Origin of the sequence: Halorubellus sp. JP-L1, assembly GCF_011440375.1 — an archaeon.
Classification (GTDB): domain Archaea; phylum Halobacteriota; class Halobacteria; order Halobacteriales; family Natrialbaceae; genus Halorubellus.
In genome coordinates, this window is sequence record NZ_JAAOIR010000001.1 from 1,666,825 (window position 1) to 1,680,956 (window position 14,132).

Sequence of the window (14,132 nt, forward strand, 5' to 3'; positions counted from 1 at the left end):
CCAATGAGCTGCTACGAACTCGAAGCCCTACGACTCGGCCTGATGAACGTCCTCGGCACCGACGACCGCGCCGCGCGCGAGCACGCCGAGAAAGAACTCGACGGGCACCTCGACGGTCCCGTCGAGGCGCTCGCGAACGCGGAGAGCCTCGCCGCCATCGAACGCCACCTCGACGCCGCGCTCGTCGACCTCGAAGCGGAGATCGCGGCGACGGACGCCGACGACCCCGAGTACGATTACCTGCGCGGGCGGCTCGTCGCCGTCCGCGACGCCGAACGCGCCGTCGCCCGTCTCACGACCCAGGGCGAGAGCGTCCTCGACGGGCTCGGGGACGCCCACGACGTCCTGCACGAGGCGTTCCCCGTCGATGAGTGAGCGCGATGCGTGGACGAACGCGAGCCCGGACGAACGCGCCGCCGTCTCGCTCGGAGACGTCGACCCGGCGCGGTCGCACCACGCCGGCCGCCGGTCCGCGGTCGCGTTCACCGGGGACGTCGTCGTCGCCGGCAGCGCGGACGGCGACGTCGTCGCGTTCGATCGCGAGACGCTCGCCGAACGCTGGCGCACATCGCCCGCGGCCGGCGACGACCCGTCGGTCGTCTCGATAGCGGTCTACGACGGCGGGCTCCTGGCCGGGGAGCGCTCCGCCCGCGGTGGCGTTCGCTGCCTCGACCCGTCCAACGGCAGCGTCCGCTTCCGCATCGAGACGCGCGAGGACGTCGGTCGCCCGCAGCGCCGGACGCGGTTCTTCCTGCCGTTCGTCGTCGACGTCGTCGGCGACGGCGAGCGCGCGTACGTCGCGTCGCGGCGCTACGAGCGCGACGGCGACGACCGCGTCTTCCGCAGCGTCGTGTTCGCGCTCGACGCCGACGGGGCGCGCACGTGGACGTACGAGACCGACGCCTCGGTGATCGCGCTCGACGCGCGCGACGACCGACTGGCGGTCGCGCACAACCGCTGTCCGGGCGCGGACCAGCACGGCCTCGTCGTGCTCGACGCCGACGCCGGCCGCCGCCGCTACGACTGGGACCCCGGCACCGACGGCCAGCGGCGCGTCGGCGACGTCTCCCTGCTCGCCGATGGCGCGGTCGTCGCGAGCCACGGCGACTACTGCGGCTACCGGCTCGCCGACGGCGGCCGCGTCCGCTGGCGCGTCGACCTCGCCACGTCGACCGAGGTGGGCGACGAGACGCTGTACGCGTACCCGAACCACGTCCACGCGACCGAGGACGGCGTCGTCTTCGTCACCGGGAACACGTACCCCGAGGACGGCCGCGAGACCGACGGCCTGCACCCCGACGAACACACCGCGTTCGGCGTGTCGCCCGGCGGCGACCGGCGCTGGCGCGCCGACGTCGGCGGGTTCGCGACCGAGGTCGCGACCGACGGCGACCGCGTGGTCGTCCCCGGCGCCCAGCACTTCCGAGCGCGAGACGCCGACGGCCACGGCCTCCGCACGTTCGACGTCGCCGACGGCCCGCTCGAAGACCGCGCGACCGACGGCGTCGTCACCGCCGTCGCGCTCGACGGGGACGCCGTCGCCGCCGTCGAGGAACCCGTCGTCTACCACGACGACGGCATCGAGCGCGGCGCGTCCCGACTGCACCGCCACTCCGCGTAGCGCGTCCCGACTGCACCGCCACTCCGCGTAGCGCATCCTGACTGCACCGCCACTCCGCGTAGCGCGTCCCGACTGCACCGCCACTCCGCGTAGCGCGCGTCGTCCAGGCTCCTGTTCTCTCTTTCCGCATCGAGCAGTGGCGATGCGTCTCGACGGTTCGCTGGTCGGTCGCCAGGAGCAGGTCCGGGGTCGGGTGGCGATCAGTCGGCGGTCGCGTCGTCGACTCCGAGCGGTGGTTCGTCGTCGGGGCCGAGGCCGAGTTCGTCGGCGTCGTGGCCGAACTCGGCGCGCATGAGTTCGGGGACGTCCTCTGGCGTGACGTCGCTGTACCAGCGGCTCCGTGGGTGGATGGCGATGGCAGTACCGTCTGCGCTGCAAAGTCCGAGGCACGTCGTCTCGGCGAGCTGGACGGGCGACCAGAAGACGCCGCGGTCGCGGAGCCAGTCCGCGACTGCGTCGTAGACGGCGTCGCCGTGGGCGTCCGCGCAGGCGGCGTAGTCGCTGTCGCGGGCGTTCGTGCAGACGAGGACGTGGTCGGTGAACCCGCTGTCTTCGATCTCTCGAGTGCGGTCGCGCATCAGTCCGCGCTCGCCGCCGCCGGGGCGTGGTCGTCGCCGAGTCCGGGAGTATTCGTCGCGCCGCCCGGCGCTGGCTGGAGGTGGGCGTGCGTCGCCGCGAGGACGAGCCAGAGGACGAGCTGTCCGAAGGCGACGGCACCGACGTAGCCCGCGGCGAGCCCGTCTGGCAGGGCTGCGCTCGCGGCTGCAGGGGCAGTCGGTACTGGAGCGATGACGCCGACGGTCGCGAGTACGAGCAGCGGTACGCTCGCAGCGAGCGCGCCTACCGGTCGGCTCGCTGCGGCGCGACCGCGCCGGTACCCGACCACGGCGAGCGCGCACGCGAGTGCGCCGGCGAGCATCGTCGCGGCGTAGACGCCGAGTCGCGTCTCGACGGAGAGTGCGGCCTCGACGCCCGGCGGCGTGGGCGGGAGGACGAGCCACGGCGCGCCCGAGACGGTGACGAACCCGGCAGCCCCGAGCACGTAGCTCCGCGCGCCGCCGGTGCCGGGGATGGCGGGTTCGAGCAGGTAGAACGCGCCGCCGAAGGCGACGACGCCGAGGAGCAGTCCCCAGAGCACGCCGCCGGCGACGCTCGCCGCGGTCGTCGTCGCAGCCGACACCGCGCTCGCCGCGTGCTCGTGGCCGTCGCCCTCGTGCGCGCCGCCGCCGGCGTGGTGGTCGCCGTGGCCGAGTTCCTCGGCGACGCCGACGAGCGGGGTCCCGACGAGCGCGACGAACAGGCCGAAGACGAGGCCAGCGACGACGCCGGCCTTCGCGCCGCGGACGAGGTGGGCGACGAGCATCAGTGACAGACGACGCCGGCGGCGTGCCGGAAGTTGTGCAGGGAGTCGTGCGCTGCGGGGTCCTGGAGGACCAGCAAGGTGAACGCGATCGCTGCGACGAGCCCGAGCCCGGTCGCGATCTGGCCTGCGGTGAGGGTGGTGCGTGCGCGGTCGAAGCGGTCGTGGACGGTGTCCTGTGCGGCCGACATACTAAATCTGGATTGGACAAGAACAAGTGAGATTGTAAAAGTTTCGTGTCTGTTCGACTGTCGGCCGACCGCGTCGTTGAGGCGAGCTACGACCGGCGGCCGACCGCGTCGTTGAGGCGAGCTACGACCGGCGGCCGACCGCGTCGTTGAGGCGAGCTACGGCCCTCGACCGGCCGCGTCGGCGACCGTCGCGTCCACGCGCTCCGCCGTGAGCGCCGAGAGCGGTACGCGCTCGCCGTCGCTCGCCGCCACGAGCGCATCCGTCACCGTCGCGCGCTCGTCGCCGCCGGCGTCCACGACCACGACGGCCGCGTCCCGCTCGGCGAGCCCGCGGGCCGCCCGCCGCGTCGCCGCCACCGGGCTTCCGTCGGCGACGTTCGCCCGGCCGTCGGTCACGACGACCACGACGCTCGCGGCCGGGTCCGCACGGTCCAGCACGCGACCGGCCGTCCGCAGGCCCGCCGGCAGCGGCGTCCGATCGCCGGTCGGCAGCGACTTCAGGTGCCGAGCGGCGAGCGTGACGCTGTCCGTCGGCGGCAGCAACACCTCGGCGTCCTCGCCCGCGAACGCGACGAACCCGACGGCGTCCCGGTGCTGGTACGCGTCCTCCAGCAGGTCGAGCACGGTGCCCTTCGCCGCGCGCATCGCCGGCCGCATCGACGCGCTCGCGTCCACGACGAACAGCACGAGCGCCGACGCCTCGCCCGCCCTGACCGACGCGCGCAGGTCCCGGGACTCGACGGCGTCCGCGCCGCGAGCGCTCGCCGCGCGCACCGACGCCGCAGCGTCCACGCTCGAACTGGACGCGTCCGCCCGCTCGGTCCGCACCCGCGGCCCCGTCGCGTCCACGCTCGGCGACCTCGCGGCCCGCGACCCGCTCCCGGACCCGACGTCGCCGACCGGGTCCGGCGGTTCGAGGTCCGGTGCGGTCGCCTCGCCGACGCCTGCGCGCTCCTGGCCCGCCACCAGCGGCGTCCCGGACTCCTCGTCGTCCGCGTCCGCATCCGGCCGCTCCGCGTCGGCGTCCTCGAACCCGCCGTCTTCGCGCCCATCACCGCCCGCTTGCCGCGGTCGCGGACTCGCGTCCTGCGAGGCGTCCCCGTCGGTATCGTCCCCCGGCTTCTCGCCGTCGCCGGCCGCATCGTCGGTGTTTTCGCCGTCGTCGGCCGCATCGTCGGTGTTTTCGCCGTCGTCGGCCGTCGGCGTCGCCGCGCCGGCCGTCCCCTCGCCCTCGTCCGAACCGTCCGGCTCCGGGGCCGCGTCGCCGGCGGTCGTCCCTCCTTCGTCGCCGCCGGGGTCCGCGGCGTCGTCGGTGGTCTCGCGTCCGTCGCCGTCTGCCGAGGCGTCGCCGTCTCCCGTCTCCTCGCCACCGTTCGCCCCGTCGTCGCCGTCCCCTGCGTCCCCGTCACCGTCCTCGAAGTGCTCGTCGATCACGTCCGCGGCGTCGGGGGCGTCCTCGAACGGTTGGGTGCGGAGGCGGTGCGGGAGCGCGTACCGGGCGGCCGCCTCGACGTCCTCCCGTTCGACGACGTCGCGGCCGTCGAGTGCGGCGAGGGCGCGTGCGGTCCGGGCGGTCGCGATGTCGCCGCGGTGGCCGTCGACGCCGGCGTCCCGGCAGAGTTCCGCGACCTCGGCGCGCAGGTCGCCGGAGAGCGAGACGTCGTCGATGCGGGTCCTGGCGTCGAGCAGTCGCTCGCGGGAGTCGTCGCCGTTGCCGTCGTCGTCGGGTTCTACGGCCGCCGTATCGTCGTCGAGCGCCTGGTCGATGATGGCGACGCGGTCGTCGACGGCGTCGCAGCCGGTGACCGTCGCCTGGAGCGCGAAGCGGTCGCGGAGTTGGGGGCGGAGGTCGCCCTCCTCGGGGTTCATCGTGCCGACGAGCGCGAACGCGGCGGGATGGGTGACGCTGACGCCGTCGCGCTCCACGCGGTTGACCCCGCTGGCGGCGGCGGACAGCAGGACGTCGACGAGGTGGTCGTCGAGGAGGTTCACCTCGTCGACGTAGAGGATGCCACGGTGGGCGCGCGCGAGCAGGCCGGGGTCGAACGTGTGCTCGCCGTCGAGCGCGTCGGAGACGGAGAGCGTGCCGACGACGCGCTCGCGGGTCGCACCGAGCGGGAGCGTGACGAGCGGCACGGGTCGCGTCGTCATCGGCGGGTCCGCGCGAGACTGGCAGTCCGCGCACTGGAGCGCCGGGTCCTCGGGGTGACAGCCGAACTCGCAGTCGGCGACGGCGCGCTGGTCGGGGAGCAGGTCGGCCAGTCCCTGGACGGCGGTGGACTTCGCCGTGCCCTTCTCGCCCTGAACGAGGAGACCGTCGAGGTCGTCGTCGACGGCGACCGCGAGCAGCGCCTCCTTGAGTTCGCGCTGGCCGACGACGTCGTCGAACGCCGGCCGGTCGCGGCGGGCGTGCGAGGGTTTTTTGTGACCACCGTAATCAATCATGGTTGTAGTAGAACAATAGAGGTTTAACAACGTTATGCCACAGATCGGCCTGTACACAGCGACCGAGAACGAACTGGGCGCCGTCCAGCGCGCGGCCGGGCGCGTCGACACCGACCTCGTCGCTCGCTCCGAGAGCGACCTCGACGGCCAGGACGACGTCGCCGACTTCCTCGACGAACTCGAGGACGCCACCGCCGTCGTGCTCTGGCTGCACGGCGCCGAGGACAGCATGCCCGGCTACGAGCACGTCGTCGAGACGCTCCGCGACGCCGGCGTCCCGCTCGTCGTCAAGTCCACCGGCGACGCCTACGCGCACGAGGACACCACCGTCGACGCCGAGACGCGCGAGACCGTCTACGAGTACTTAGAACGGGGCGGCACCGCGAACGTCGCGAACTGCCTGCGCTTCCTCGTCGACGAGACGAGCGCCGACGGGGAGACCGACGACGACGCCGGCCGCGAGTACGACGCACCGGTCGCGCTCCCGACCGAGGGCGTCTACCACCCCGACCACCCGGGTGCGAGCTACGACGAGCTCGTCGCGACGTTCGACCCCGACCGACCGACGGTCGCGGTGTGGTTCTACGAGTCCCACTGGACCCACGAGAACACGCGGTACGTCGACGCGCAGGTCCGCGCACTCGAAGCCGAGGGCGCGAACGCCCTCCCGATCTTCTGCAACCCGGCGACCGATAGCGACGAGCAGGAAGACGCCGAGTGGGTGACCGACGAGTGGCTCGTCGACGACGACGGGAATCCGGTCGTCGACGCCGTGCTCTCGTCGTTCATGTTCTCGCTCTCCATGGACGAACGCGGCCGGTCGGCCAGCGACGAGGGCGAGGGCGCCCAGGAGGTGTTCCTCGACCGCCTCGGCGTTCCCGTCCTCCAGACGGTGACGACGATGCGCTCGCGCTCCCGGTACGAAGCCAGCGACACCGGCGTCATGGGGTTCGAACTCGCGCTCTCCGTCGCCCTCCCCGAGTTCGACGGGAACGTGATCACGCACCCCATCAGCGGGAAGGAACGCACCGACGACGACGCCGGCATCGGCACCGCGCCCAAACAGCACTTCCCGATCGAGGACCGCGTCGACCACGCCGCCCGCCTCGCCACGAACTGGGCGCGCCTCGGCTACCTCGAGAACGACGAGAAGCGCGTCGCGGTCGTTCTCCACAACTACCCGCCGAGCGACGACGGCATCGGCACCGCGTTCGGCCTCGACACCCCCGAGAGCACCGTCAACCTGCTCGACGAACTCGGGGCGCGTGGATACGACCTCGACGGGAAGACGCCGCCGAGCGGGCAGGCGCTCGTCGACGACCTCACGAGCCAGTTGACGCTCGACGACCGGTGGGTCGCGCCCGAGGACGTCCGCGACCTGAGCGTCGACGTCGTCGACTCCGGGCAGTATCGAGACTGGTTCGACGACCTCGACGACCGGTTCCAGGAGCACGTGGTCGACGAGTGGGGCGACCCGCCCGATCGCCCGTTCGCGATTCCCGGCGTCGAGTTCGGGAACGTCCTCGTGACCGTGCAGCCGCCGCGCGGGTTCGGGATGGACCCGTCGAAGGTGTACCACGATTCGGCGCTCCAGCCGCCCCACGACTACGTCGCGTTCTACGCGTGGCTCCGTGAGCGGTTCGCGGCGGACGCGGTCGTCCACCTCGGCACGCACGGGAGCCTGGAGTGGCTCCCCGGGAAGACCGTCGGCCTCGACGGCGAGAGCGCGCCCGACCAGCTCGTCGACGACCTCCCGAACGTCTACCCCTACATCGTGAACAACCCCGGGGAGGGCACGCAGGCCAAGCGCCGGTCGTACGCCGCCGTCGTCGACTACCTGACGCCGGTGATGCGCAACGCCGGCGCGTACGACGAACTCGCCGAACTCGAGGAGCTCGCCTCCCGGTACCGCGAGGCCGGCATGGAGGACGCCCGCAGCGACGACGGCGAGGCGCTCGCCGACCGCCTCCGCGAACTCGTCCACGAACTCGACCTCGCACTCGAACTCGGCATCGAGGGCGACGTCGAGGAGAAGGTGGACGTCCGCGGTCCCGAGGAGGCTGGAACGACGCTCGCGGAAGGCGAAGTTGCGGGCGATAGCGTCGACGTCGAGGAGCTCGTCGAGCGCGTCCACGAGTACGTCACGGACGTGAAGACGACGCAGATCCGGATGGGGCTGCACACGCTGAGCGAGCCCCCCGAGGGCGAGCGCCTCGTCGAGTACCTCGTCGCGCTCACGAGGCTGGAGAACCCGGGCGCGCCGAGTCTCCGGGAGAGCGTCGCTGGCGTGCTCGGCGTCGACCACGAGCGGATGCTCGACGAACCCGGCACCTACGCAGACGACCTCGGGATGACGTACGCCGAGGCCGCCGACGAGGTGTACGAGACGTGTCTCGAACTCGTCGAGCACCTCGCCGCGAGCGGCTTCGACGCCGAGGCGATCAACTGGAACCTCCTCGTCGTCGACCTCGACCCGCTCGGCGACGGCCGAGCCGAGAGCGGTGCGCACGGCGCCCTGCGGGAGGTCCTCCGGTTCGTCTGCGAGGAGGCGCAGCCGCGCGTCGACGGGGCGAGCGCCGAGGTCCCGCGTACCGCGGACGCGCTCGACGGGGAGTACGTCCCGCCGGGCGGGAGCGGCGCGCCGACGCGCGGCGGCGTCGACCTGCTACCCACGGCGCGGAACTTCTACACGCTCGACCCCCGGAAGGTGCCCGCGCGCTCGGCGTGGCACGTCGGCAAGCAGGTCGCCGACGGCGTGGCCGAACGCCACATGGAGGACGAGGGAGAGTACCCCGAGGAGGTCGGCGTGGTCGCGTGGGGGACGCCGACGGTGCGCACCCGCGGGGAGACCATCGCGCAGGTACTGGCGCTGATGGGCGTCGAACCCGAGTGGACCGACGCCGGGCGCGTCGACGACGTCGAACCTATCCCGCTCGAGGAACTCGACCGGCCCCGGATCGACGTGACGACGCGGGTCTCCGGGCTGTTCCGGGACGCGTTCCCGCAGGCCGCGAGCGTCGTGCACGATGCCGTCGACGCCGTCGTCGCCCTCGACGAGCCGCACGAGCTGAACTACGTGAAGAAGCACGTCGAGGAGGACGAGGCGGAGCTCGAAGCGCAGGGCGTCGAGGACGCCGCGGCCGCAGCGCGCCATCGCGTGTTCACGACGCGCCCCGGCGGCTACGGCGCGGGCACGAACAAGGCCGTCGACGAGGGGAACTGGGACGACCGGAGCGACCTCGCCGAGGTGTACGTGCAGTGGGGCGGCTACGCGATGGGGTCGCGCGGAAAGGTCACCGAGGCGCACGACGCGTTCGAGCGTCGGCTCGGGAACGTCGACGCCACGGTGAAGATAGAGGACACCGCCGAGCAGGACGAGTTCGACTCCTCGGACTGGTACGCGTTCCACGGCGGGTTCATCACCGCCGTCGCGGAGACGGCGGGCGAGGAGCCCGCGAGCTACGTCGGGGACTCGAGCGACCCCGAGCGCGTCGACGTGTACACGAACGAGGAGAAGGTCCGGAAGGCGATGCGCGCTCGCGTCCTCAACCCCGAGTGGCTCGACAGCATGACCGAGCACGACTACAAGGGCGCGGGCGACCTGTCGTCGACGGTCGACGTCGTCCTCGGATGGGACGCGACCACGGGCGTCGTCAGCGACGCGCTCTGGTCGAGCGTCGCGGAGAAGTACGCGTTCGACGACGACCGCCAGGAGTGGATGCGCGACGTGAACCCGTGGGCGCTCGAGTCCATCACGGACACGCTGCTGGAGGCCGTCGACCGCGGCCTCTGGGACGCCGCCGACGACGTGGTCGACCGGCTCCGGGACCTGAACCTCGAGGTCGACCGCGACGTCGAAGCGCGGACCGCGCCCACGGTCACGGATGGAGGTGCGCGATGACCGACGACGACGACGATTTCGAGGCGCACGCGGACCTCGGTGCGACGACGGAGAACGCGATGGAGATCGCGACGACGAGCATGGACCGCGTCCGCGAACTCGTCCTGGACGAGACGCTCGCCGACCGCGTCCGCCAGAAGAGCGTGCACGCGACCGGCGACCCCGAGTTCCAGCACCTCGTCCGGTTCACGGGCGAGGACGACTCCGAGCCGGTGCGGGCGGGCGCTCGCGCCGTGCTCGACGAACGACCGATCGTGACGGACATCACGATGGTGAAGGAGGGAATCACGGGCCGCGGCCACGACTGTCCGGTGCGGAAGGCGATCGGGAACGGCGCGGAACTGGCCGCGGAGACGGGGATGACCCGGACCGCGGCGTCGGTGCTCGAACTCGACCGCGAGGGCGTCTACGACGACGCGATTGCCGTGGTCGGGAACGCGCCGACGGCGGCGCTCGCGCTCGCGGACTGCATCGCCGACGGCACGCGGCCCGCGGTCGTCGTCGCCACGCCCGTCGGGTTCGTGAAGGCCGCCGAGAGCCGCGAGCGACTGCGCGAGGTCGCGAGCGAGCACGACGTGCCCGCCGTCACGAACGTCGGTCGACGCGGCGGGAGCGGGCTCGCCGCGGGGCTGGCGAACGAGCTCGTGCACGTCGCGAGCGACGCCCGGAACGGAGAGGTCGACCTGTCGTGACCGACGCGTACGACCTCGACGCGGGCCCGGACCCGGCTGCGGTCGCCGCGGCCGCACCGGAGTCCGTGGGCGCCACGGGGACGACCGACGGGGACGCGGACCCCGTGTTCGCCGTGGGCGTCGGCCCGGGGAACCCCGAGTTCTTGACGCCGCGCGCCGAGCGCGCGATCCGCGAGGCGGACGTCGTCGTCGGGTTCGAGACGGTCGTCGACGTCGTCGCGGACCGCGTCGAGGGCGACGCGCTCACCTGCGGGTACCGCGACGAGGCCGAGACCCTGGACGCGTTCGCCGAGCGCGTGGCGGCCGGCGAGTCGGGAACGGCCGTCCTGATGGGCGACCCGAACCACTCCGGCTACCAGTTCGTCGGGAAGGTGCAGGCGGCCGTCGACCCGCCGGTGCGCGTGATTCCGGGTATCTCGTCGCTCCAGGTGGCGGCGAGTCGCGCCCGCACGTCGATGGAGGCGACGACGTTCGTGACGCTGCACAAGAGCGGCGACCTGACCCCGGGCCTGGAGCGGTTGCGCGCCGACGTCGGCGATCGACACCTGCTCGTGCTCCCGCGCCCCTACGACTGGATGCCCGAGGACGTCGCCGCCGACCTCCTCGACGCGGGGGCGTCACCGTCGCTGCCCGCGCTCGTCCTGGAGCGCCTCACGCACGCCGACGAGTCCGTCACCGCGACGACGCTCGGCGACCTCGCCGCACTCGCCGGCGGCGGCGAGAACACTCCCAGCGACGAGAGCGATTCGACTGGCGACCAGAGCGTGAACTCGACGGCGGCGGACTCGCGGTTCTCCGACCTCTCGGTGCTGGCGGTACGGACGGCGTAGTTCCGTCCAGAACAGGCGTTCTCGACGTGTCGGGCCGTCTCTCCTCGATTCGATCGGAGCCTTCCTTCCCGCGATCGACCGCACCAAAACTTATTTGCCGGTTCGCACCAACCGATTTAGCAAGCCAGATTGGTCTAATTCAAGTCCAATTGTATAACGGGCGCTCCATGACATCCGAAACACTCCTGCTCATCGGCCGCGACGCGAGAAACGCCAACGAGGTGCTGGAAACGCACGCCGCACGGCTCGAACGACGCGAACTCGTCGACGACGTCGCCGTGGCGACCTACGACCGCGAGCCCGACCGCGAGCTCCGCGACCGGTTCGAGTCCATCGCGGCCGATACCGTGTACGCCGTCCCGATGTGTACCGCCCACACTCACGACACGCTCGACGCCGTCCCCGCCGCCCTCTCCGCGATCCCGGGCGACGTCCGCTACGGCGAACCCCTCGGGCGGAGTCCCGCCGTCACCGAGGTCGTCGCCGACCGCGCCGCCGCCGAGGTCGACGCCGCCGCGGACGGCTCGCTCGTCCTCGTCGCCTTCGGCAGCGGCTCCCAGCCCTACCACCGACAGACCGCGGACTACCACGCCGCCCGACTCCGCGAGCGCACCGCGTACGGCGAGGTCCGCACGTGCTACCTCCTCCAGAACCCCGCCGTCGAGTGCGTCCGCTACGCCACCACGAACCCGCGCGCCGTCGCCGTCCCCCTCTTCCTCGCGCGGACCGAGGCGACCGAGCGCCGCATCCCCGACGAACTCGAACTCGATCGGGGCGGAATCGCGTACGCCGACCCCTACGGCACCCACCCGCGAGTCACGGACGCCGTCGAGGCCGAGGTCCGAAAGCAGCGCGCGCTCGCGCCCGGCGACGCCCCCAGTACCGCGACGTTCGACGTCGACCTGCCCGCGTCCCGCCGGCGGGTCGCGACCGACGGCGAGGGCGGTCGACGGTGAGCGCGACCGACGGCGGCAGCATGAGAGGCGTCGTCCTCGGCGGCACGCGCTCCGGCGTCGGCAAGACCGTCGCCACGCTCGCCGTCGTCCGCGCGCTCCAGAAAGCGGGGTACGACGTCCAGCCCGCGAAAGCCGGTCCCGACTTCATCGACCCCAGTCACCACGCGCAGGTCGCCGGGAAGCCGTCGCGCACGCTCGACCGCTGGCTCCAGGGCGAGGACGGCCTCCGTCGGAACTACCACCGGGGCGACGGCGACGTCTGCGTCGTCGAGGGCGTCATGGGCCTGTACGACGGCGACGCCTCCAGCACCGCGATGGTCGCCGAATCCCTCGACCTCCCCGTCGTCCTCGTCGTCGACGCGAAGGCCGGGATGGAGAGCGTCGCCGCGACCGCGCTCGGCTTCCGACGGTACGCCCGGGTCGCCGACCGCGACGTCGACGTCGCGGGCGTCCTCGCACAGCGCGCCCACGGCGGCCGCCACGAGGCCGGCATCCGCGACGCGCTCCCCGACGACCTCGAGTACCTCGGGCGCATCCCGCCGACCGACGACCTCGAGGTCCCCGACCGCCACCTCGGCCTCCACATGGGCGACGAAGCGCCGCTCGACGACGACGCGCTCGACGCCGCCGCCGAACACGTCCGGACCGACCGCATCCTCGACCTCGCACGCACCCCGCCCCGTCCCGTCGACGCGGACGGCTCGGCGGACGCGGCAGGCAGGGTAGAGTCGGTGGACGCGACGGTCGCGGTCGCGCGCGACGACGCGTTCCGGTTCGCGTACCCCGCGACCGTCGAACGGCTCCGCGAGCGCGCGGACGTCGTCTCGTTCGCGCCGACCGCCGGCGACGCCCTCCCCGACTGCGACGGCGTCTACCTCCCCGGCGGCTACCCCGAACTCCACGCCGACGCGCTCGCGGACTCGCCCGCGCTCGAAGGCATCCACGCCGCGGCCACCGACGGCACCCCCGTCCTCGGCGAGTGCGGCGGCCTGATGGCGCTCGCCGAGACGCTCACCACGACCGACGGCGACGCTCGCTCGATGGCGGGCGTCCTCCCCGCCGACGTCCGCATGCACGACCGCTACCAGGCGCTCGACCACGTCGAACTCCGCGCGCGCACCGACGCCGTCACCGCCAGCGTCGGCGAGACGCGTCGCGGCCACGAGTTCCACTACTCCAGCGCGGACGTCGCCGCCGACGCCCGGTTCGCGTTCGACGTCGTCCGCGGCGACGGCATCGACGACGGCCGCGACGGCCTCACCGAGTACCGAACGCTCGGCACGTACTGTCACTGTCACCCCGAGAGCGGCGCGTTCGACGCGTTCGTCGACGCGCTCTGACAGCGCCGACGCGCGCTGGCACGCGAGCCCGGACCGTCCCCGAGCCACCATCGCTTTCAACGCCCGACCGGCAACGGCACGTATGCGACTCACCGACGCACTCAAGAGCAGTTTCGTCTCCGGGCTGCTCCTCCTCGCACCCCTCGTCCTCACCGCGTACATCGTCCAGATCCTCGTGAACTGGTCGCTCCAGTTCGTCAACCCCGTCGTCCAGGGGACGCGACTCACCCAGTACACGGGGAACGACGAGGTCGCCGCACAGCTGCTCGCGGTCGTCCTCATCCTCACGTCGATCACCGTCCTCGGCTACCTCGCGAAGAAGAGCATCGGCCGGCACCTGTTCGGGAACGTCGGCCGGGTCGTGAACGTCATCCCGCTCGTCTCCACGATCTACGGGAGCATCCGGCAGGTCGCGGACTCGCTCGTCGAACGCAACACCGCCTACGAGAGCGTCGTCCTCGTCGAGTACCCCCGCGAGGGCATCTACTCAATCGGACTCGTCACCGGCGAGAGCCCCGACCCCGTCGAGGACCACGTCGGCGGCGAGACGTACAACGTCTTCCTCCCGAACAGCCCGAACCCGACCGCCGGCCGCCTCGTCCTCCTCCCCGAAGAGCAAGTCCACGAGATCGACATGAGTGTCCGCCGCGGCATGCGCCTCATCGTCACCACCGGCGCCGCGACCGACGACGCCGCACCCGTCGCGACCGATCCCGGGTCGCTCCCCGGCGTTGACGCCGACGACCTCGCGTAGGTCCGTGACGGCGGTTCGAGCGCGACCCGGAGCGTGCGGCCC

The 14,132-nt window shown here is 72.6% G+C and carries 12 protein-coding genes; 8 read left to right on the forward strand and 4 right to left on the reverse strand.

What is annotated here, in order from left to right:
- Positions 1–3 precede the first annotated feature (3 nt).
- Positions 4–375, forward strand: a complete 372-nt coding sequence (locus G9C85_RS08505) for a DUF3209 family protein (RefSeq protein WP_166038808.1) — start codon at positions 4–6, stop codon at positions 373–375.
- Entirely contained in the window at positions 368–1,621 is a 1,254-nt protein-coding gene (locus G9C85_RS08510) for a PQQ-binding-like beta-propeller repeat protein (protein ID WP_166038810.1), read from the forward strand. The genes G9C85_RS08505 and G9C85_RS08510 overlap by 8 nt, the downstream gene beginning before the upstream one ends.
- 200 nt (positions 1,622–1,821) lie before the next feature.
- On the opposite strand, the gene G9C85_RS08515 is transcribed toward G9C85_RS08510, so the two are convergent.
- The 4 genes from G9C85_RS08515 to G9C85_RS08530 all read right to left on the reverse strand — a co-directional run bounded on the left by G9C85_RS08515 (position 1,822) and on the right by G9C85_RS08530 (position 5,617).
- Positions 1,822–2,199, reverse strand: coding sequence for a ferredoxin (locus G9C85_RS08515; protein ID WP_166038812.1), 378 nt, complete (start codon positions 2,197–2,199; stop codon positions 1,822–1,824).
- Complete coding sequence (locus G9C85_RS08520) at positions 2,199–2,984, reverse strand: CbtA family protein (protein WP_166038814.1); 786 nt, start codon at positions 2,982–2,984, stop codon at positions 2,199–2,201. Before G9C85_RS08520 ends, G9C85_RS08515 begins: the two co-directional genes overlap by 1 nt.
- On the reverse strand, positions 2,984–3,172 hold the full coding sequence (locus G9C85_RS08525; protein WP_166038816.1) for a CbtB domain-containing protein: 189 nt from the start codon (positions 3,170–3,172) through the stop codon (positions 2,984–2,986). The genes G9C85_RS08520 and G9C85_RS08525 overlap by 1 nt, the downstream gene beginning before the upstream one ends.
- A gap of 156 nt (positions 3,173–3,328) precedes the next feature.
- Positions 3,329–5,617 carry a VWA domain-containing protein gene (locus tag G9C85_RS08530; protein ID WP_166038818.1) on the reverse strand — a complete coding sequence of 763 codons (2,289 nt, stop codon included), beginning with the start codon at positions 5,615–5,617 and terminating at the stop codon, positions 3,329–3,331.
- 34 nt (positions 5,618–5,651) lie between these two features.
- Between G9C85_RS08530 and cobN the strand changes: the two genes are divergently transcribed.
- The 6 genes from cobN to G9C85_RS08560 all read left to right on the forward strand — a co-directional run bounded on the left by cobN (position 5,652) and on the right by G9C85_RS08560 (position 14,090).
- The gene (gene cobN / locus G9C85_RS08535) at positions 5,652–9,518 is read left to right on the forward strand and encodes a cobaltochelatase subunit CobN (RefSeq protein ID WP_166038820.1); all 3,867 of its coding nucleotides are present in this window, start codon (positions 5,652–5,654) and stop codon (positions 9,516–9,518) included.
- Positions 9,515–10,210 (forward strand): precorrin-8X methylmutase, encoded by a 696-nt coding sequence (locus tag G9C85_RS18855; protein WP_166038822.1) that lies wholly within the window; start codon positions 9,515–9,517, stop codon positions 10,208–10,210. Before cobN ends, G9C85_RS18855 begins: the two co-directional genes overlap by 4 nt.
- Positions 10,207–11,040: a cobalt-precorrin-7 (C(5))-methyltransferase gene (locus tag G9C85_RS18860; protein ID WP_166038825.1), complete on the forward strand. Its 834-nt coding sequence runs from the start codon at positions 10,207–10,209 to the stop codon at positions 11,038–11,040. The genes G9C85_RS18855 and G9C85_RS18860 overlap by 4 nt, the downstream gene beginning before the upstream one ends.
- 167 nt (positions 11,041–11,207) lie before the next feature.
- Positions 11,208–11,996, forward strand: a complete 789-nt coding sequence (locus G9C85_RS08550; protein ID WP_166038827.1) for a CbiX/SirB N-terminal domain-containing protein — start codon at positions 11,208–11,210, stop codon at positions 11,994–11,996.
- Between the two features lie 20 nt (positions 11,997–12,016).
- The gene (locus G9C85_RS08555; protein WP_166039010.1) at positions 12,017–13,336 is read left to right on the forward strand and encodes a cobyrinic acid a,c-diamide synthase; all 1,320 of its coding nucleotides are present in this window, start codon (positions 12,017–12,019) and stop codon (positions 13,334–13,336) included.
- Positions 13,337–13,418: 82 nt separating this feature from the next.
- The gene (locus G9C85_RS08560; RefSeq protein WP_166038829.1) at positions 13,419–14,090 is read left to right on the forward strand and encodes a DUF502 domain-containing protein; all 672 of its coding nucleotides are present in this window, start codon (positions 13,419–13,421) and stop codon (positions 14,088–14,090) included.
- The last annotated feature ends 42 nt before the right edge of the window (positions 14,091–14,132 follow it).